Source organism: Veronia nyctiphanis, assembly GCF_004116385.1.
Lineage (GTDB): Bacteria > Pseudomonadota > Gammaproteobacteria > Enterobacterales > Vibrionaceae > Veronia > Veronia nyctiphanis.
Window position 1 is genome coordinate 1 of the sequence record NZ_PEIB01000010.1, and the last position, 19461, is coordinate 19461.

Annotated in this window: 16 protein-coding genes and 1 pseudogene; 11 read left to right on the top strand and 6 right to left on the bottom strand. The window is 43.1% G+C overall.

Annotated features, from left to right (window positions below):
• Window positions 1-21 precede the first annotated feature (21 nt).
• Window positions 22-333, bottom strand: a complete 312-nt coding sequence (locus tag CS022_RS09765) for a hypothetical protein (protein WP_129122128.1) — start codon at window positions 331-333, stop codon at window positions 22-24.
• Between the two features lie 296 nt (window positions 334-629).
• Between CS022_RS09765 and CS022_RS09770 the strand changes: the two genes are divergently transcribed.
• Genes CS022_RS09770 through CS022_RS09780 form a run of 3 tightly spaced genes read left to right on the top strand, consistent with a single transcriptional unit; the run spans window position 630 to window position 3803 of the window.
• Window positions 630-1859 carry a DUF262 domain-containing protein gene (locus CS022_RS09770; RefSeq protein WP_129122129.1) on the top strand — a complete coding sequence of 410 codons (1230 nt, stop codon included), beginning with the start codon at window positions 630-632 and terminating at the stop codon, window positions 1857-1859.
• 1 nt (window position 1860) lies between these two features.
• Window positions 1861-2919: a DUF3696 domain-containing protein gene (locus CS022_RS09775; protein WP_129122130.1), complete on the top strand. Its 1059-nt coding sequence runs from the start codon at window positions 1861-1863 to the stop codon at window positions 2917-2919.
• 2 nt (window positions 2920-2921) lie between these two features.
• Window positions 2922-3803: a type II toxin-antitoxin system RelE/ParE family toxin gene (locus CS022_RS09780; protein WP_129122131.1), complete on the top strand. Its 882-nt coding sequence runs from the start codon at window positions 2922-2924 to the stop codon at window positions 3801-3803.
• A gap of 122 nt (window positions 3804-3925) precedes the next feature.
• Here CS022_RS09780 and CS022_RS09785 read toward each other — a convergent pair whose 3' ends face one another.
• Both CS022_RS09785 and CS022_RS09790 read right to left on the bottom strand, forming a co-directional pair.
• On the bottom strand, window positions 3926-4627 hold the full coding sequence (locus CS022_RS09785) for a phospholipase D family protein (RefSeq protein WP_129122132.1): 702 nt from the start codon (window positions 4625-4627) through the stop codon (window positions 3926-3928).
• A gap of 206 nt (window positions 4628-4833) precedes the next feature.
• Window positions 4834-6069: a site-specific integrase gene (locus CS022_RS09790; RefSeq protein ID WP_129122133.1), complete on the bottom strand. Its 1236-nt coding sequence runs from the start codon at window positions 6067-6069 to the stop codon at window positions 4834-4836.
• A gap of 954 nt (window positions 6070-7023) precedes the next feature.
• Between CS022_RS09790 and CS022_RS09795 the strand changes: the two genes are divergently transcribed.
• The 8 genes from CS022_RS09795 to pykF all read left to right on the top strand — a co-directional run bounded on the left by CS022_RS09795 (window position 7024) and on the right by pykF (window position 14463).
• Window positions 7024-8706, top strand: coding sequence for a cholesterol oxidase substrate-binding domain-containing protein (locus CS022_RS09795; protein WP_161569603.1), 1683 nt, complete (start codon window positions 7024-7026; stop codon window positions 8704-8706).
• 259 nt (window positions 8707-8965) lie between these two features.
• Window positions 8966-9709 (top strand): esterase/lipase family protein, encoded by a 744-nt coding sequence (locus tag CS022_RS09800; RefSeq protein WP_235869374.1) that lies wholly within the window; start codon window positions 8966-8968, stop codon window positions 9707-9709.
• Window positions 9697-9906, top strand: a complete 210-nt coding sequence (locus CS022_RS28405) for a hypothetical protein (RefSeq protein ID WP_235869377.1) — start codon at window positions 9697-9699, stop codon at window positions 9904-9906. The genes CS022_RS09800 and CS022_RS28405 overlap by 13 nt, the downstream gene beginning before the upstream one ends.
• A 433-nt stretch (window positions 9907-10339) precedes the next feature.
• Window positions 10340-10624, top strand: coding sequence for a hypothetical protein (locus CS022_RS09805; RefSeq protein WP_129122135.1), 285 nt, complete (start codon window positions 10340-10342; stop codon window positions 10622-10624).
• On the top strand, window positions 10582-11112 hold the full coding sequence (locus CS022_RS27265; RefSeq protein WP_129122136.1) for a M28 family peptidase: 531 nt from the start codon (window positions 10582-10584) through the stop codon (window positions 11110-11112). Before CS022_RS09805 ends, CS022_RS27265 begins: the two co-directional genes overlap by 43 nt.
• On the top strand, window positions 11088-11702 hold the full coding sequence (locus CS022_RS09815; protein ID WP_129122137.1) for a M28 family peptidase: 615 nt from the start codon (window positions 11088-11090) through the stop codon (window positions 11700-11702). Before CS022_RS27265 ends, CS022_RS09815 begins: the two co-directional genes overlap by 25 nt.
• The gene (locus tag CS022_RS09820; RefSeq protein ID WP_129122138.1) at window positions 11648-12382 is read left to right on the top strand and encodes a PKD domain-containing protein; all 735 of its coding nucleotides are present in this window, start codon (window positions 11648-11650) and stop codon (window positions 12380-12382) included. The genes CS022_RS09815 and CS022_RS09820 overlap by 55 nt, the downstream gene beginning before the upstream one ends.
• A 668-nt stretch (window positions 12383-13050) precedes the next feature.
• Entirely contained in the window at window positions 13051-14463 is a 1413-nt protein-coding gene (gene pykF, locus CS022_RS09825) for a pyruvate kinase PykF (RefSeq protein WP_129122139.1), read from the top strand.
• Window positions 14464-14874: 411 nt separating this feature from the next.
• Here the strand turns inward: pykF and ilvN are convergent, their stop codons facing one another.
• The 3 genes and pseudogenes from ilvN to CS022_RS09840 form a co-directional block, all read right to left on the bottom strand.
• Window positions 14875-15372 carry an acetolactate synthase small subunit gene (gene ilvN / locus CS022_RS09830; RefSeq protein WP_129122140.1) on the bottom strand — a complete coding sequence of 166 codons (498 nt, stop codon included), beginning with the start codon at window positions 15370-15372 and terminating at the stop codon, window positions 14875-14877.
• Window positions 15372-17102 (bottom strand): acetolactate synthase 3 large subunit, encoded by a 1731-nt coding sequence (locus tag CS022_RS09835; RefSeq protein WP_201746247.1) that lies wholly within the window; start codon window positions 17100-17102, stop codon window positions 15372-15374. The genes ilvN and CS022_RS09835 overlap by 1 nt, the downstream gene beginning before the upstream one ends.
• 489 nt (window positions 17103-17591) lie before the next feature.
• Window positions 17592-19387: pseudogene (locus tag CS022_RS09840) on the bottom strand (AMP-dependent synthetase/ligase).
• Between the last annotated feature and the right edge of the window lie 74 nt (window positions 19388-19461).

Below are 19461 nucleotides of genomic sequence, written 5' to 3' on the forward strand. Positions count from 1 at the left end.
CTGCGAAGGCTGAAAATCGGCCTAATTTACTGTCCGGAATGAGTTGACCACTACAGGCTGAAGAACCAGAGCCCTAGTAACCGAGGTCTTTAGGGTATTTACGCATTCAATTGATTGCTTCGATGAGATACCCACTACCCCAGAATAATCAAACAGATTGGCCAGTGCAGGCCTATTAGGCTCATCACTACGCAGTTGGGTACCTAAAGCCCTAGCATCAACCCAAGCACAAAGCGATAACCGCCCACTATCGACCGCGTTTAATAAATCACCTTTGGTCACAGGGGCAACGTCTGAGATTTCATCAAGTCTAAAGAAGCGTCTTTTATCCATGATATTCCTTCATTTTGAGTATGAGTAACTGGATATAGGAAGCCTATCTTCGTCACAGAGCGACAGTTATTTTCTTTAGTAACTCAAGAAAAGAAAAAGAAAAAATCTGTCATTAATATTTTGGAAATAGGTCTGATATAGACTTATCAACCTGAATTTTCATTAAATTATCAAATGCCAAATAAGCCTTCACATACTCCGTTTCCTAGTGGGATTTCACTAATCGTCACACAATGTCTTCAATTGGATGGCCAAAGCATTAATGATATAATCGAAAAAAAATACGGCCTAAGACAATGAAAGATAAAGATATTAACACATTATTGGAAGAGTTATCCGAGAGCGGTCAAGCCGTAGGCATTGAAGCCGATTCGGATGAAGAATTGATTCTTGAGCCCTTTGATCCCGAAGCAATCTCGATAGAACAAAAAGTTGTTCCGATGGATACCTTAATTAGGCGCCTTGAACAAGGAACTATCCATTTATCTCCGGACTTTCAAAGGACAGAAGTTTGGGATATAACTCGAAGAAGTAGGTTAATTGAATCACTTCTTCTCAAAATTCCACTCCCAATGTTTTACGTCGCTTCAGACGAAAAAGGGCGATGGGAGGTGGTAGATGGTCTTCAACGACTGTCAACAATCAGAGATTTTATAATCGGTGATAAACATGGCAACTTCCTCTCTCTAAAGAACTTAGAGTTTCTAGGTGAGAAATTTGATAAAAAAACGTTCAAAGCAATTGAGCGAGATCCATTACAACAACGCGTAGTTAATAGCATTTTCGAGACGGAGATGCGCTTTACTATAATTAATCCTGGCACGCCAGAAGCAGTAAAACGAAATATATTTAAACGTATTAACACAGGAGGAATGCCGTTAACTTCTCAAGAGATCAGGCATGCGCTTTATCAAGGGCACTCCTCTAATCTTCTAATTGACCTTGTTGAAAATGAGTCTTTTAGAAGTGCGATAGGACAAAAAGTTAATGATACAAGAATGGCTGCTAGAGAACTAATACTCCGATTCATTTCGTTTATGGTTTTTGATCGCCACTCATATAAACCAAGCTTAGATACTTGGTTAAGTAATACTATGCGCGTTATAAACGCCATGCCAAATATAACTGATAAAGATATAATAAAAATATTCACAAATACAAATGAAGCTCCAAAAATAAATATTATCACCATTGATGAAATAAAAGAAAACTTTGAACTATCAATGACAAGATGCAAGCTTGTTTTTGGGGATCATGCATTTAGAAAATCACTTCCAAATGATTCAAGAAAAACGCCAATTAATAAGTCATTATTTGAGTCATGGTCATCTATTTTATATAAAATAGATGACAATAGTTTTGATAAGCTGCTTGAAGAAAAGGAAGTTTTATTTACAAAATATAGAACTCTTTTAGAAAATAACGAGTTTACCAGTGCTATAAGTAGACACGCTTCTCAACAGAATAGTACATTGCTAAGATATAACGAAATTTTAAGAATCGTTAATGAGACAGTAGAAAATTAAAATGATAACTAATTTAAAAATAAAATCTTTAAAGTCTATACCTGAAAAAGATATAACACTAAAAAATTTAACCCTGCTAGCAGGGCTAAATAATAGTGGAAAGAGTACTGTTATACAGGCTCTGAGAATGTTTTCAGACGCTGCTAATGGTAAGTCACCGTTCCTTGATGGCCATGGAACCTTTCAAGAAATAAGATCCAACCTAGTAAGAAAAGATCAAGATATTGAAATAGGAATTAAAGGTAATGAGTCTAATGACTCTCTTGTCATTTCTGAAACCGCAATCAGTCAACCAAGTTCTAAAATAAGTCTAATATACGTGGGTGCAGACCGCTGGGGACCGAGGACCTTTCTCTCACTTCACCAAGGTTTAGATAATTTGCCTCAAATCGGTGATAAAGGGGACTTTGTCATTGATTTCATAGAAAAGCTATCTGACATAGTAATTGATAAGCGACTTCATCATCCAAACTCTCAGGGTGAAACTATGACTTATGAGCTAAAAGGTTGGTTGAATGAAATATCTCCAGGGGTTGACTTTAAATTTGAAACAAACCGAAAAGCGGATATATCGCAGAATGAATTCGATGGCTTCAGGCCAACAAACGTTGGTTTTGGTCTCAGTTACACCTTACCTATCATTGCTGCACTTCTTAGTGCCGCGGTTAACACTAAAGAAAGCTCAGGTTCTGAGTTTGCGAATAACTGGATTCACCAAAAAGAAAACACTGATCTGATAGTAGTATTAGAAAACCCTGAGGCCCATTTGCATCCTCAAGGACAAACGGCAATGGGCAAAATGATAGCGATGGCAGCTAGTTGTGGGGTACAAATACTATTAGAAACTCATAGTGATCATCTAATGGACGGTATTAGAATTGCAACTAAAGAAGGAAAGTGCAATTCTAATGATGTTATTTTTCATTACTTAAAGAAGCAGGATGGAGAAACAATATTTAGCTCACCATCACTATTAGAAGATGGTAAGCTAGATTATTGGCCAGAAGGATTCTTTGATCAAACTCTAAAAAATAGAGCTATTTTGGCTAGGAAGAAATAGTCATGGAGCATAGTATATGCATTAACGGAAATAGCTTTCCTGCAGAAAATAAAGAGATGGCAACCGAACTATTTTCCGATGCTTTGCATGGAGTTTTAGATTTAAACTCAGGTAATGATAAATTTATATTTCACCTAGACTCTAATGATGAAGGATTAAAAGATTTCGAGTTATCAGATAATTTCACATTTGAAAATTTCTGTGACGAAATGATTAGTGTCGATGCAGATTTAGCACTCTTCCTTTTAGAAGCTGAAGATAAGAGTCCAGTTCTTGATCATATTGATAGCGATATGCTAGAAGAGATATCTGAATACAGCTTTTATATTAAAGATGAAGCAGTTGATGATAATTGTGATATATATAGTATAACTTGGAGCTTATCAGGGATACTACTTAGCTTACCAACTGAAAGTAAATGGAGTAGTAGTGAGATACAACTCAATCGTACCAAAGATGGTGAGTATATAAATGAAGATGTTTCCATATTTAATATATCAGAATATAAACATGGTGAAGAGATATATAGTAAAATTAATAGCTTTTCATTACAGGATGTATGTTCTAACCATATTTTACATACTTCATTCATTGAATGGTATGACTCTCTCTCATCGGAAAACAAGCACAGAGTTTCAGATAAGTTACTACTTGCGTGTAAAAGGAGCTTTTCAGGCGGAGAGCCTCTATTTAAAACACTCACAGATGGCATTAGAGAAGTAAGATTCAGCGCATACGCAGGTGGGGCAATAAGGATTTTATTCAAACACATTAAAGAGGGGCAGCAAGCAATACTCGTGGGGTTCATAAAAAAAAGCAACTTAGATGGATATGAAACAAATATAGAGCTAGCAGGGACGAGATATACCGAAGTCTGCGCATAATCGCTCTACTATTAATGCGTATACTCTGAGAGTTGCACTTCAGAGTATCTTAATCGATTAGCTACTTACACGAATAATTACAAATATTCATTCGTGTAAGTTAGTTAAACTGTGGTAGCAACCTATTTGTCTAACTCAGTAGACTCGGGCCAAATGAAATAGTCACCAAACCTTTTATTTGTCTTAAACTCACCACCTATCGCTCTTCCTTTATCGGTAAGCGCATACCCTTCGCCCATAACCTCCAAATAACCTAGTTCTCTCAATTTATTAAGAAACTCCTGAGTTTTCATACCTAGCTTTTTTGCGACTTTTGAACTCGAAAGCTTGGTATTGGATTCACTTTTTTCTTGCTCTTTAGAAGGGGCTTCAGGCGCAACCTTTTCCAGCGTAATCCGTACTTCATCACTAATACGGATAATACGCTTGGCTTCATCATAGGTGTCGCGGTAAACCTCTGAGTCATCATCTCGCGAGATGTAGACCCCCATTTCGTTGTTATTAACCTGACTAAACTCATAAAGGTTCAAGCTGCTAATAATACATCCTTGTTCGTTTATATAGCATTTAGCATGCAGGTTTTTACAGAAGCTGGTCCGAACGAACTGTAACTCTTTTAGCCAGTTGATTTCTTCTGGTTGAAGTTCGCTTTTCCCATAGACAATCCGAACGTCGATTTTCAAGCGGTCTTTATCTTCCAAAAGCTCTTTGATGCGATCGTTAAGCTTGAGGAAAGGACTGATCAGAATCAAACGCTCCGAAGCATTCTTAATCAGTTCTTCAAGATAGTAGTTTGTCGCACTTGTGTTCAAAAACTTAGCCATTTTCAATCCTAACCCGTTTAACTCAGCGCATCAAAATACGCCATTATTGTTTTCTCAAGATTATAAATAGCAAGTAACGCACTTAAAAACAGTAGTTGTATTTCTCGACGATTGTTTAGGTTATTTGTTCTAACTTTCGACAAATCGACTAACTTTCTGTGCTTCAGTGCATTTCACGAGAACGTTTTAGCATTAAAAATATCGAATCAGCCAATCAAATTTACAGCCGCCGCCTTATGCTCTGGCGCTAAGTGTGCATACCTTAGTGTCATCTTCAAATCTGAATGACCGAGCAACTCCCGCACTGTATTTAAATCTACCCCAGCCATGACTAGCTTGCTCGCGAAATGGTGGCGTAAGTCGTGAAAGTTAAAGCTATCAATCAGCGCAATATCGAGCACTGTTGCCCATGGTTTTTTAACGTCTGTGAGTGGAACGCCTGTTTTGCCCTGAAACACATAACTATTGTCTGGGTTTTGCTTCCGCCACTCGCTCAAGGTTTCAAAAGCCTCATTGTTGAGCGGTACGGTTCGGCCTGATTTTGACTTAGCGTTACCCGCCCGAACGGTGAGGTACTTTTGAGTTAGTGAAATATCTGACCATGCCAGTTGTAAAAGCTCCCCTCTTCTTAACCCTGTGTTCATCGCCAGAATCACCAAAGGCTCAAAGTAATCGACAAAAGTAATATCGGTTAAATCGGGCAAGGTCTCATAGCGGCGTTTTTCTCTATGCTCATTTGCTGATTGGCGTGCGTGGCGGATATTGATATCACGTTGCTTGAGTGCGTGACGTAAGCGCTTTTCTTCTTGTTCGTTGAGATACCGGACTCGCGTGTTGTCACTTTTTATCGTCTTCACTTTTGAAAGCTCATGCGAGGCGATCAGCCCCCACTCAACCGCGCGAGACAGCGCACCTTTCAATGTATTTACTGTATAGTTAATGGTTGCTGGCGCTTTCCCTAGCTTGCGCTCGTCACTCCGCCACTTTTCAATTTCCCACGCCGTGATTTGGTCTAGGTCTTTTTCCATCAGAAAAGAGAAGCGCGAACGTAGATGGTTCACCGTCCTCATTGCGGTTTTTGGATTTCGTGTTTTCAGGTATGGCAAATAGCGATCTTCTAAAAAGACAGAGAACTTGAGGTGTTTACGTCTCAAGGTTTCTTGCTTGGTGGCCTTCTTTACTTCATGAACATCATTACCTTTGGCGACCTCACCAATTTTTTCGCGGGCTAAGTCTCGGGCCTGTGCAGGAGTTAGATCACTGGCTGGCCCAATCTTAAAGTTCACTTGCTTACCATCAATTCGGTAGTAGAGATAATAGATGACACGGCCTGTGGCCTGAATACGTGCATGGAAGCCGGGTATCTCAGTATCATTCAGCCGCTTATCTTCGGGAACAAGTTGCTTGATTGATGTAGCAGTTATTTTCTTCTTTATCGCCATATCGTTGACTTACCTGTCGAAAAAACGAAATCCTGTGTAGCATATATGTAGCAAATCCATGATATTTCCATAGATCCCAGTAAACAAGTATAAACAAATAAAATTTATAAATTATTGATTTATAATAACTTAATATTCATCTCTGTTCATTGTGGTTTACTGAAATTCTGATGAATTACGACTCATAATCGAATGGTCTTAAGTTCAAAATTGGGCGACTATTTCTTTACCAAATGAAGATAGATAACTTCTGACCAGCTGTTTTTTCCTCCACCTTTTCGTTGACAGGTAAAAAAAAATGTCAATTTTTTGAGACAGTTTTGCCCTTCAATCTCAATACGTCGGTAATATTGGACAAACCAAATCATGTGTGTTTTTGATTCTATGTCTCGAAATACAAATAAAGTCTCACGAGTTATTTTAATCATATAAAACATTAACTTAAAAATTTATCACTCTGACAACTAAGCGTTGGATCGTTTTTTTGGGCACGCTAGATTTTATATGCATTCAAATTAATACAAAATACTATGCAAATAGTATTCATAATTAAGTCAATGATCAAAAATGATCGTTATGTTTTTTTTTAGAAACATCTTTATTTTACTAAAGTAAAAACTATTGAAATACCCATTAAATCTCCTATCTTTTTATTAAATAAATCAGATTAAACCTTAACTAAATAATTATAAAACTTAATGCAACAATAAAATTTCAAAGATATCGTAATCAGAATACTTATTTCTCCATATTCTTGTAGAGGAATAGGCGAGCTTTTATTTTTTATTTATGACATAGGTTTACTTTATGAATAATCATGACAAAAAAATAGAAAATGGGTTTTCTAGAAGACGTTTTTTAAAAGGATCTTCTGCTGTTATATTTACCCAATTTTGTGCCAGTATTCTTCCTGCATCTTTTATTTTATCGGGGTGTAATGCTACCTGGTATCGAATGAAATTCCAGAATTGGTCTCAAAACATTACCGCTAAAAATATGATTGCTGTGAAGATATATGATGAACAATCTGCTGAGAAGTCTATCGAGTGGGCGGTCGAAAATGGCTATAAAGTCAGGCCAATGGGTGCAATGCATAATTGGTCTCCATTGGTCATTACTAAAGGCACAACAAGTGACGATAAAGTGCTATTAATTGATTCTTCTGCGCTGAATCAAATCTCGATGATCGAGGCGAAAAAAAGCTACGGTATTGTGAAAGTCGGGGGCGGTACACACGTTGAAAAGCTTTACCAATATTTATCTGACTACCGTGCAGCTGGTGCATCAGACAATGGATATGCTTTTCAGAATACGCCGGCGCCGGGCGATCTTACGATTGCGGGTGTGCTGGCAATAAATGGCCATGGTACGGGCGTGACTTACGATGGCTCCAGTGAGTCGCCTCACTTTAATGGCAGCATGAGTAATAACGTGCTTTCCGTAAGAGGGATCGTATGGGATGAAGCGGCCAGCGCCTACAAGGCCAAAACATTTCATCGGGATGATGAAGACGGGGATATTTACCTCACAAGTCTTGGCCGTCTTCTGGTCACAGAGGTGACAATGCAAGTCGTGCCAAACTATTACCTGCGTTGTTTGAGTTATACCGATATAAGCTGGAAGAAGATATTCCATAAAAACGCGGAAAATAATGCGTTTACTGTATCACGAATATTAGATAAGTACGGCAGAATGGAAGTTATCTGGTTCCCCTTTACAGAGAAACCTTGGTTAAAGATTTGGCAAAATATCAGTGAAAAGCCTCCGTCTTCCACACCCACGAAAGGGCCTTATAATTATCCTTTCTCCGACCTCATTCCAAAGTTTGCCAGTAATATCATCAAAGATATTTTGAATGGAAAACCTGAACTCGTCCCCAGCTTTTGTAAGCTAAATTATGAGATCTCGTCATTATCACTTAATGGCTTGTTCAACGAACATAACCTCAGTAAAACCAGAGCAGCTCATCAGGTCAGTAACAAGATATCTAACGATGATAAACGTATACTTAATAAGAAAATCAATGATATATGGGGCCCAGCCTGGCATACCTTGTTATACGTCAGAAAGACAACACTCCGGGTAACAGCAAACGGCTATGCGATTCACGTGAGGCGTGGTGAGGTGCAAAAAATATTGAATCAAATGGTCATGAAATATGAGGGAATGTTGGAGGAATATAAGCAAAGGAATCAGTACCCCGTTGCCGGCCCGTTAGAAATTAGAGTGACTGGGCTTGAAGACCCTAGAGGGCTGAAAACCCGAGACGGCTCTGTACCCAAGCCACCAGCCCTATCGGCGTTAACAAATAGCGATATTGGCGGCGAAGTAGATACCGCGATATGGATAGATGCCCTTACGTTACCGGGACAACCTGATAGCAATCAATTTTATACCGAGTTTGAACAATGGCTATATAACACCTTTAATGCATCAGAAACTCGGGTTGAGTGGTCAAAAGGTTGGGGATACACAAATAATCGTGGAGCCTGGGACAATGAATCTATTTTGAATGAAAAAGTCCCAGAATCGATGAATAACCTCCAAAGAAGTTTCCAACAAACAGCAAGTATAATGAGAGATTATGACCCTAATAATATTTATAGTAACGGCTTTTTAGACCAACTATTTAATTAGTCTTTTTTATATTCAAACGCCATTAAGTTAACTGAATATATAAGTATCTATCCCTTTTTTACTCGATAACAAACTCGCCCAAACTTATGTAATATGAAGTTTGTGTAATACCTTTATTTTCAATTTAGATACAAGTGTATTCAGTTTATTTTTGCCAAACTCTGCCTTAGTTAGTGTTTATTCATGAATCTTTTCGCACAGGAGCCTCAGGGGGCTTTCGTTGAAAAATCGTACATCGATAAATCAGGAGAGTGGTTGAATGAAAAAATGGCTGATTTGTGTGGGGATAATTGTCAGTGCAATGACCTCGAAGGTGCACGCAGGAGAGACTCCAACTGAAAGCACTGGGTATACGCAAACAAAATACCCCATTGTGTTGGTACACAGTGCGTTTGGGTTCAGCCAGATGTTTTTATTCGACTATTTCCACGCTATTCCTGAAGCGCTCACCCGTGATGGTGCCGATGTACACGTTACCAAGCTCTCTCCCATTCACAATATGGAAGTACGTGGCGAGCAGCTCCTTGCTCAGGTTGAAGATATTATTGCAGCGACGGGTAAAGAAAAGGTGCATCTTTTCGGCCACAGTTACGGTTCCCCCACAGCAAGGTATGTGGCTTCTGTCAGGCCTGAGCTCGTTGCATCTGTCACCAGTATAGGGGGCGCAAACATCAATATCCCCATTGCAGATGCGTTTCGGGCGATAGCAAAACAGGCTGGGCTCATCGAAGGTGTCTCGGCACTGACCGTTAACTCACTCGCACCTCTTGTGACCTTGCTCAATGACGGTGGGTTTCTTCCATCCGATTTAGTCGCGCTAGTTGATGGTGCAACCAAAGAGGGTTTCGCTGACTTTAATCAACGACATCCCCAAGGTTTGCCCACAGACTGTGGCATTTTGCCTCATCGCTCGCTGAGAACGGGGTTCACTACTTTTCATGGGGCGGTAACAAGGTATTTACCAATATTTTTGACCCGTCAGATATCGCGTTGTTTGGTTTAAGCCTGCTGACATCTGAGGAAAACGACGGAGCGATTCCGCGTTGTAGTTCCCACCTGGGGCTGGTATTGCGGGATGACTATAAAATGAACCATATCGACATGGTAAACGGGGTACTTGGGTTACATGCCGGTGGTGACAACAACCCAGTGACACTTTATAGGCAGCAAGCGAATCGACTCAAAAATTTGGCGTTGTAAGCGGTTTGAAACAAGAGTGAGTTTGTCGCGCACCTGTCTTCAAGGCAGGCGCGCTTTTTCAAACTTTGCCTGCTGAAAACGTAGCCTGCTAACAGTCAGAAAAGCTCAGCACGAACTCTTCCTTTAAGGTGCTAACACGTTATCTTCTTGTTCAGTAATTACTGATCACCTTCACTAATCACTAATTAACAATTCATTAACACGCATTCTGTTCATAGGTTCAACTCCCAAGCTTCAAGTGAAACTATTTTTTGTTATCTATCTGTTGCTGCCTTTGAAATAGTCTGAGAGGGCTTGTCTGGACAGTGCAGTAACCTGTTAGCCTGATATCTGGCCCCGAAGCGTCCGGAAGTTCGCTGTATTCCTGTCAGCCATTTACTGAGTGGTTTGTCCTACAAAAGCCAATCCCCATCTTTTATAAGGACATTTCACTATGTACAAGTCTCTACTCGCCTTGTCATTGATTCTGCCTACAACAGTCAGCGCAGAGCAACTATGGCTAACGGTGGACAAAGATACATTACCAGCAATCGCAGAGCTTCAAGGCTTTGCAGTCGTACCCAACATTCAGGTGGCAGCATCATCGTCACCCGCCGCAGTTGTGCGTGTTGATAGCAGCCAGCAGGATATTCTGACCGCAGTGATGCATGACACGTATCATGCTGCCCGGGCTATATGGTCCACCAATCGCAAGAAGAAGCCGAGCAAGCGATTATAGCTTCACAACTCTCTACCTCGTTTACTGCACCCGAGATCATTGCGAGAGGAAATATCCCTAACTGGCTGGGTCAGGTTCAGGAATCGCGGATCACCGATATGATCCGAAAGCTGTCTGACTTTACTAACCGTTTCTACACCACGTCTCACGGTGTGAATGCCAGTAACTATATTCACGATGAATGGCAGGCCATTGCGAGCACACGCTCTGACATGACGGTCGAAAAATATAATCACAGAGACTGGCCTCAAGACTCAGTGATCCTGACCTTTAAAGGCCACACCAAACCAGAAGAAATTGTGGTGATTGGCGGTCACCTTGATTCAACGGTTGGAAGAAGCACCGGAGAAAATACCCGTGCACCGGGTGCTGATGACAATGCATCTGGCATAGCTACATTCACAGAAGTGATTCGTGTTTTAGCAAGCAACCAGACTTTAAGCCAGACCGTACGTTGCAGTTTATGGGCTACGCAGCAGAAGAAGTAGGCCTTTTAGGCTCTGCGGAGATTGCTGCTGATTACAAACGCTCAAACAAAGATGTAAAAGGTGTCTTGCAGCTGGATATGACCAACTATCACGGCTCAATGGATGATTTCTATTTTGTCTCTGATTATACCAACGCTACCCAGACTCAGTATCTTAAAGATCTGGTAAAAGAGTACCTGCCAGAATATCGCGCCAATGATACCGCCTGCGGATATGCATGTTCTGACCATGCATCATGGCACCGCAATGGTTTTCCCGCGTCCATGCCCTCAGAATCAAAGTTCGGAGAGCATAACAAAGCAATTCACACCGCCGGAGATACTCTCGACAAAAGTGGTCACGCAGCAGCGCATGCTTACAAATTTGCCAAGTTAGCGCTGACCTATGCCGCTGATATGACAAATCTTGAAAGTGAGCCTGAGCCCTACATTGAATTCACCGTTAACGGTTTGGAGGTGAGCTTTAATTACAACACTTCCGGTCCAATCGTTTTACGTCTCAGTCTTGGTCGTTCGGGGATGGTAATGCTTCGTCATTGGCGTCACCGACGCACACTTATGCTCAATCGGGCTCCTATAACGTTTCAGTAAGACTGACTGACAGCAGTGGGCATACTGAAACGGCGACGTCATTAGTCAACGTTCAGGGAAACTCATGTCTGTTTGGTGAAGTCGTACCGTCTTGGTCTGAAAGCGAGACGTATTCACCCGGTGATAAGGTGAGCTATCGCAGCAGTATTTATGAGGCAACCTGGTGGTCTGTTGGCGCCCGCCCTGATATCTATAGCAACGTATGGAAAAACCTCGGTAGTGACAATGGCGGTGGCGATGACTGTAAAGATAACACCGCTCCTGTGGCAAAGTTCACGGTAACGACGAATAAGCTCACAGCGACCTTTACCGATCAGTCAACGGATGACAAAGGCGTCGTCTCTCGTCAATGGGATTTTGGGGATGGCACAGTTAGCAGTGTGGCATCACCGACCCACCAATATACCGAAGACGGTGATTACACGGTGACGCTGAGTGTGACCGATAAGGAAGGTTTGAACAGCGAGATCAGCAAAACCATCAGTGTGAAAGGTGATACTGATAATGGCTCATGCAGCGTTGAGGCTTGGTCTTCAAGCAAGGTCTATAACAGTGGCGATGAAGTCTCTCATAAAGGTAATCGCTATCGCGCTAAATGGTGGACCCAAGGCGAAGACCCATCGTCAACGGGACAATGGGGCGTATGGGAAAACCTCGGCGCCTGCCAAGTAGCAAAATAAACAGGCAAGCCAACATTTATTGCACAATCCGAGGCCAGTAATACTGGCCTTTTTCTATATCGGGACCCACTCTTTTTGCTCTTTTTCATCCTGAGCTTTATTTTTCAGAGCCAGTGATGAAATTTACTTTTACGATCTTAAGATGAGTTATTCGGCCACAAGTTGCGCTACCTCAGACCTCCCAACTTCCAAGAACATTGATTTACAAATTTTTGTGACTGATTACAACTATTGAGGCTACATTAGCTCAACAAGTGGTTAATATTGTGCAAAGGCTCTCTTCACATTTCCTCGTCTTATCGTTACTCAATAGTGATCTGCATAACATAGTGTGGTAAATTTACCGTCGAAAATTTTAAGAATGAGTATTCATTCTGACTACTCAAAATCGACCAGCCAGAAACGTTTGATCATCTTCATAGGTTTAAGATCAAAAATCCTTCTTATTTAGCAGGTATACTGGCGTCAGAAGTGCGACAAGTTGTGTTTTTCAAGCGAAACGAACGCTTCAATAACACAATTAAACTTTGAATTTTCTGAATTAACCCTGCGCTTGTTCATCGTAATATCGGAGCAGACGAAACCGGTATTTGTTGTTTTTTTACAGACATGATGAGTAAACGTAGAAATATTTTTCTGGGTAACATTCACACCGGAGACCATCCCGCATGAAAAAGACCAAAATCGTTTGTACGATTGGACCAAAAACTGAATCTAAAGAGATGCTGACCAAACTGGCTGAAGCTGGCATGAACGTTATGCGCCTCAACTTCTCGCACGGCGACTTCGACGAGCATGGTCAGCGCATTGCAAACCTGCGTGAAGTCATGAAAGAAACAGGTAAGCAACTCGCGATTCTTCTCGACACCAAAGGTCCTGAAATCCGTACTATCAAGCTGGATGGCGGTAACGATGTCTCTTTGGTTGCAGGTCAACGCTTCACTTTCACTACTGATGCATCAGTAGTCGGTAACGCTGAGCGCGTTGCAGTCACCTACCCTGGTTTTGCTGACGACCTGAAACAAGGCAACATCATTTTGGTTGATGACGGCCTGATTGAAATGGAAGTGGTTGAAACCACCTCAACAGAAGTTATCTGTAAAGTACTTAACAACGGCGACCTTGGCGAAAACAAAGGTGTTAACCTGCCGGGCGTTTCTGTGAAGCTGCCAGCACTGGCTGAAAAAGACAAAGCTGACCTGAAATTTGGTTGTGAGCAGGGCGTTGACTTTGTCGCTGCTTCTTTCATCCGTAAGAAAGAAGACGTGCTTGAAATCCGTGAGCTGCTTGAAGCAAATGGCGGTGCAGACATAAAGATCATCTCTAAAATTGAAAATCAGGAAGGCGTTGATAACTTCGATGAGATCCTTGAAGTCTCTGACGGCATCATGGTTGCACGTGGCGATCTGGGTGTTGAAATTCCCGTTGAAGAAGTTATCTTCGCTCAGAAGATGATGATTGAGAAATGTAACCGCGCACGTAAGACAGTTATTACTGCAACGCAGATGCTGGACTCAATGATCAAAAACCCACGTCCTACTCGCGCTGAAGCGGGCGACGTTGCTAATGCCATCATGGATGGCACAGATGCAGTTATGCTGTCTGGTGAATCTGCGAAGGGTAAATACCCAATCGAAGCAGTGAGCATCATGGCACAAATCTGTGCACGCACTGACAGCGCAATGAAGGCAGAAATGAGCTCGCGTCTTGACAGCTCTCGCCTGCGCATCACTGAAGCTGTGTGTAAAGGTGCTGTTGATGCAGCAGAGAAGCTGAGTGCACCATTGATTGTTGTTGCAACTCAAGCTGGTAAATCTGCACGCTCAGTACGTAAGTACTTCCCACGCGCGCACATTGTTGCTGTGACCACTGAAGAGAAAACCGCTGCACAGCTTTGCCTGACCAAAGGTGTAACACCTGTGCTTGTTGAAGGTTTTGAAAGCACTGATCAATTCTACATTCACGGTAAAGAAATCGCACTGGCATCAGGCCTTGCTGACCGTGGCGACGTAGTCATCATGGTTTCAGGTGCGCTGGTACCTTCAGGCACCACCAACACCTCTTCTGTTCACGTCCTGTAAGGTCGAGACAACAGAATGAAAAAAGGAGCCAATCGGCTCCTTTTTTATTTCTTGTTTTTCCTGATGTGCACAAGGCATATCCATGTTTGTGTATTTACCAGCGAGTCAGCTCATCACGGTGAGTACCAAATAACACGGCCATAGGTACCAGATAAATCATGCTGATTTTCAATGCCATCAAGGCAGAGTGACGGTGGTGGCTCTCACCAGACATTTATTAATAGTACTAAACACACAAACCTCGATAATGATTAAAAAACAAGCAAAATGTGACGAGGGGCACAGTCTACATTTTAACCAGCAGGATGCAAGTCTTTATCAGGCATTCCTGCGTCGTCGACTGACAACCCTGCTGTACAGACAAAAAAAGAGCCGGTCATACCGGCTCTTTTTTTTGACGTAGAAACATGTTTATTGGCGAAGCGCTCGTTCACCTCGCGCGATTCCAACAACACCACTTCGTGCAACTTCGATGATATCCGTCACCTCAGCCATCGCTGAGATGAAGGCTTCAATCTTCTCAGTCGTACCCGTTATCTGAACGGTATACAGCGAGTTAGTCACATCAACAATCTGACCACGGAAAATATCGGCAGTTCGCTTTACTTCCGCACGGGCAAAGCCACTTGCTTTCACTTTGACCATCGCAAGCTCACGCTCGATATGATCAGTCTCGGTCACGTTGCTGACTTTCAGCACGTCTACCAACTTGTGAAGTTGTTTTTCAATCTGCTCACGCTCAGAGTCACGCACCACTGTGGTGGTGATGTTGAGACGAGACAGTGTCGGATCATCCGTTGGCGATACCGTCAGCGACTCGATGTTGTAGCCACGTTGAGAGAACAAACCGACAACACGTGACAATGCACCCGGTTCGTTTTCCATTAAAATTGAAACAATACTGCGCATTAGGTTCTCTCCGTCTTACTCAACCACATTTCATTCATCGCGCCACCACGAACCTGCATAGGATAAACGTGCTCGGTTTCATCAACATTAATGTCGAAGAAAACCAGCTTGTTTTTCATAGCAAGGCCGCGCTTGAGCTCGCTTTCCAACTCTGACGGGTGATTGATTCGGATACCAACGTGTCCATATGCTTCGGTGATCGCAGCAAAGTCAGGCACGGAATCCATGTAAGAATGAGAGTGACGACCCTGATAAATCATATCCTGCCACTGCTTCACCATACCGAGGAAGCGGTTGTTCAGGTTGATGATTTTCACAGGAATATCGTATTGAAGTGCGGTAGACAGCTCTTGAATGTTCATCTGAATACTGCCATCGCCAGTCACACAAAGTACTTCTGCATCTGGCAACGCAAACTTAACACCCATCGCGGCTGGTAAACCAAAGCCCATGGTGCCCAGACCACCGGAGTTGATCCAGCGACGAGGCTTATCAAACGGGTAATACAGTGCAGCGAACATCTGGTGTTGACCAACATCTGACGACACATAAGCGTCACCATTAGTCAGCTTGTGAATTGCTTCAATGACTTGCTGTGGTTTAATGCGCTCAGGATCTTTTTCGTACTTGAGGCACTGGCGTCCACGCCATTCATTGATCGACTCCCACCATGAAGCCATCGCCGCTTCATCGTTAGTGCCACCCTGCTCTACCAGTATCTTCAACATACCATCGAGAACGGTATCTGCCGAGCCAACGATTGGAATGTCAGCGGCAACCGTCTTCGAGATGCTGGATGGGTCGATGTCGATATGCATGATGGTTGCATTCGGACAGTATTTCTCAAGGTTATTGGTGGTACGGTCATCAAAACGCACACCAATACCAAAAATAAGGTCGGCATTATGCATTGTCATGTTGGCCTCATAGGTGCCATGCATGCCCAGCATACCTACTGATTTATCACCTGTTCCCGGATATGCGCCAAGCCCCATCAAGGTGCTGACGACAGGAATATTCAGCGCATCGGCCAGTGCTTTTATCTGCTCACCGCAATCTGCGATGATGGCACCGCCACCGATATAAAGTGCTGGGCGTTTCGCCGCCAGCAACGCTTTCAGGCCACGTTTGATTTGTCCTTTGTGTCCGGTTGTTGTCGGATTATAAGAACGCATCGCAATGCTTTCCGGATACTGATACTCATGCGTTATCGCAGGGTTCAGCATATCTTTTGGCAGGTCAACAACCACGGGACCGGGTCGACCGCTTGCAGCCAGATAGAAGGCTTTCTTGATTATACTCGGGATATCTTTTGGATCTTTCACCAAGAAGCTGTGTTTCACGACGGGACGTGAGATACCCACCATGTCACATTCTTGGAATGCGTCATTACCAATCAGGCTGCTTGGCACCTGACCAGAAAGCACAACCATAGGTGCTGAGTCCATGTACGCGGTCGCGATACCTGTGATCGCATTCGTCGCGCCGGGACCAGAAGTGACGAGTACGACACCCACTTCACCCGTTGCACGGGCATAACCGTCAGCCATATGTACAGCCGCTTGTTCATGACGAACAAGAACGTGTTCAATATCGCTTTTCTGGTGAAGAGCATCGTAAATATCCAGGACAGAACCGCCGGGATAACCAAAGATGTGTTTTACGCCTTGATCGATCAATGAACGAACGATCATATCGGCACCGGATAACATTTCCACTTGAGCCTCCATGTCTGCATAGTCAGGACTTATTTATAGCCTGGAGAAGGGGTTAGACTGATCTGTGTCTGTCTTTCCCGCTATGCCTTCAACTCCGGTCGTAACAAGAGCTGAAATAGCCTTATAACTCTAACCTTTCGTTATGATAAATGTCTATTCAGTAAACAGCTTTCAATTGCATTGTCTTAATTTAGCGCCATTACCTGTCGATACCCCTGATATTGACACGAGATATCGATATATATAACCAATAAAATAAAAGTATGCAGAACATTCAATGACAAAAACACTCATGATAATCAGTATGAAATACCTTATTTTGAATGTCAGATGATCTTTTTGTTGTCAAAAGGTTAATTTTGCGTGTTTCTACGTCTCAAAATCGTGATTTTATGACGAGTGGTATTTGTTGGTGTGGTGAAGAGTCCAGAACAGACAGGGGTTTGGCTAAATTAGCATAATGACGCTGACAATATTGTCAGCGTCATTATGTAACTGGTGTTATTTATGCTTTTTATACATGGCTTCGATTTGCTTCTTGTATCGCTCAAGGATCACTTTGCGACGAAGTTTCAGTGTCGGTGTCAGCTCCCCCTGCGCCATCGAAAACTCAGCAGGTAACAGGGTGAATTTTTTCACCTGCTCAAAACGTGCCAGCTCTTTTTGCATATTAGCGATACGCTTGTCGAACATCTCAACAACCTGACTGTGACGAATCAATTCAAGCCTGTCGTGATACTTAATATTCAGCTCTTTAGCCCACGATTCCAGTGATTCAAAACACGGTACTACCAAAGCTGAAACAAAGTTACGCGCATCAGCGACAACCGCTATCTGTTCGATAAAGTGGTCTTTACCCAGCTTGCCCTCGATCACCTGAGGGGCAATATATTTTCCGCCCGAAGTTTTCATCAGCTCTTTGATACGATCGGTGATGAAAAGATTCCCCGCGTCATCAAGGTGTCCCGCATCACCAGTTTTCAAAAAGCCATCGTCGGTGAATGTTTCCGACGTTTCTTTCGGTTTGTTGAAGTAGCCGCGCATCACCATATCGCCGCGTACTAAGATTTCATTGTCTTTACCAATCTTGACGTCAACACCTGGCATCGGCTTACCAACAGAATCTGCGTTGAATCGATCGCTGTCCCAGCAAGATATCGTTGCTGTGGTTTCTGTCATCCCGTAACCGAGTTTGACGTTAACGCCAATGGCATGGAAAAAGCGGCCAATTTCAGGATCCAGCTTAGCGCCGCCACAAGGCATCATGTTCACTCTGCCGCCTAGCAAAGTGCGAAGCTTCGACAGTACCAATTTGTTGGCCGAGCGATAGGCCACTTTGAGCGCTGCATTCGGCTTTTTACCCTGACGTTCGAGATCAGCAACTTTCGCTCCGACAGACACCGCCCAGCTGAACATCGCACGTTTGGTCAGACTCGATACCGCCACTTTTTCATGAATAGCTGAGTAAATCTTCTCGAAGAAGCGCGGCACTGCACACATGGTGGTTGGCCTGATTTCTGTCAGTGCCTGACGGATGTCACCTGTATTAGTCAGGTAACAATTCGTCCCGCCACACATCAGCACATACAAGCTCCAACAGCGCTCAAACACATGAGAAAGAGGCAGGAAGGCCAGTGATATATCTTTATCTGTAAGGCCCAGCGCCTGATCGTGGGTACGAATTTGTGCTGCGATGTTACGGTAGTCGAGCATCACGCCTTTTGGCTCACCCGTTGTGCCTGAGGTGTAAATCAGGGTCATCAGATCATCCATGGCTTTGTTGTCGAGTCGCTGCGAAAGCTCCTGATCGACATTGGCGTGGCCTGATGCGATGAATTCATACCACTGACAACCGAGTGGCTGTCGCCAAAATCAACGCCATCCGCGAAGCTGATGATTTTTTCCAATGATGGACAGGTATCGGCAATCGACAACGCACTATCAGCCTGCGCTTGATCGCCGACAAACAACACTCTGGCGTTGGCATCGTTAATGATATAAGCCGCCTGAGCAGGCGTATTGGTCGGATAAATAGGTACGGGCACACAGCGTATCTGTAACGCGCCAATATCGGTCGTTGTCCACTCTGCTGAGTTATTAGCGAAGATAGCAATGCGGTCTTGCACAGCAAGCCCTGCGACTAAGAGAGCGCGAGACACAGCATCAATATTTTTGCCAAATTCCGTCCAGCTGGTTTCTCCCCACCCTTCAGCCTGTTGAAAGCGAACGGCAACACGGTCGCCGTGAGTCTGGATTTGCTGGCGAATTCGGTTAACAAGATGGAAATTCAGTGACATTGTTTTCTCTCTCAACGCATCAAGGCAGCAGGCTTGCTTGCACCCAAATACTGCTATTTGGTCAAAACCCACTT

Coding starts and splice junctions, on each gene's coding strand:
- CS022_RS09805 (WP_129122135.1), top strand. CDS start 10,340: ATGTACAAGTCTCTACTCGCCTTGTCATTGATTCTGCCTACAACAGTC.
- CS022_RS27265 (WP_129122136.1), top strand. CDS start 10,582: ATGGTCCACCAATCGCAAGAAGAAGCCGAGCAAGCGATTATAGCTTCA.
- ilvN (WP_129122140.1), bottom strand. CDS start 15,372: ATGCGCAGTATTGTTTCAATTTTAATGGAAAACGAACCGGGTGCATTG.
- pykF (WP_129122139.1), top strand. CDS start 13,051: ATGAAAAAGACCAAAATCGTTTGTACGATTGGACCAAAAACTGAATCT.
- CS022_RS09780 (WP_129122131.1), top strand. CDS start 2,922: ATGGAGCATAGTATATGCATTAACGGAAATAGCTTTCCTGCAGAAAAT.
- CS022_RS09815 (WP_129122137.1), top strand. CDS start 11,088: ATGGGCTACGCAGCAGAAGAAGTAGGCCTTTTAGGCTCTGCGGAGATT.
- CS022_RS09795 (WP_161569603.1), top strand. CDS start 7,024: ATGAAATTCCAGAATTGGTCTCAAAACATTACCGCTAAAAATATGATT.
- CS022_RS09835 (WP_201746247.1), bottom strand. CDS start 17,102: ATGGAGGCTCAAGTGGAAATGTTATCCGGTGCCGATATGATCGTTCGT.
- CS022_RS09785 (WP_129122132.1), bottom strand. CDS start 4,627: ATGGCTAAGTTTTTGAACACAAGTGCGACAAACTACTATCTTGAAGAA.
- CS022_RS09770 (WP_129122129.1), top strand. CDS start 630: ATGAAAGATAAAGATATTAACACATTATTGGAAGAGTTATCCGAGAGC.
- CS022_RS09765 (WP_129122128.1), bottom strand. CDS start 333: ATGGATAAAAGACGCTTCTTTAGACTTGATGAAATCTCAGACGTTGCC.
- CS022_RS09775 (WP_129122130.1), top strand. CDS start 1,861: ATGATAACTAATTTAAAAATAAAATCTTTAAAGTCTATACCTGAAAAA.
- CS022_RS09790 (WP_129122133.1), bottom strand. CDS start 6,069: ATGGCGATAAAGAAGAAAATAACTGCTACATCAATCAAGCAACTTGTT.
- CS022_RS09800 (WP_235869374.1), top strand. CDS start 8,966: ATGAAAAAATGGCTGATTTGTGTGGGGATAATTGTCAGTGCAATGACC.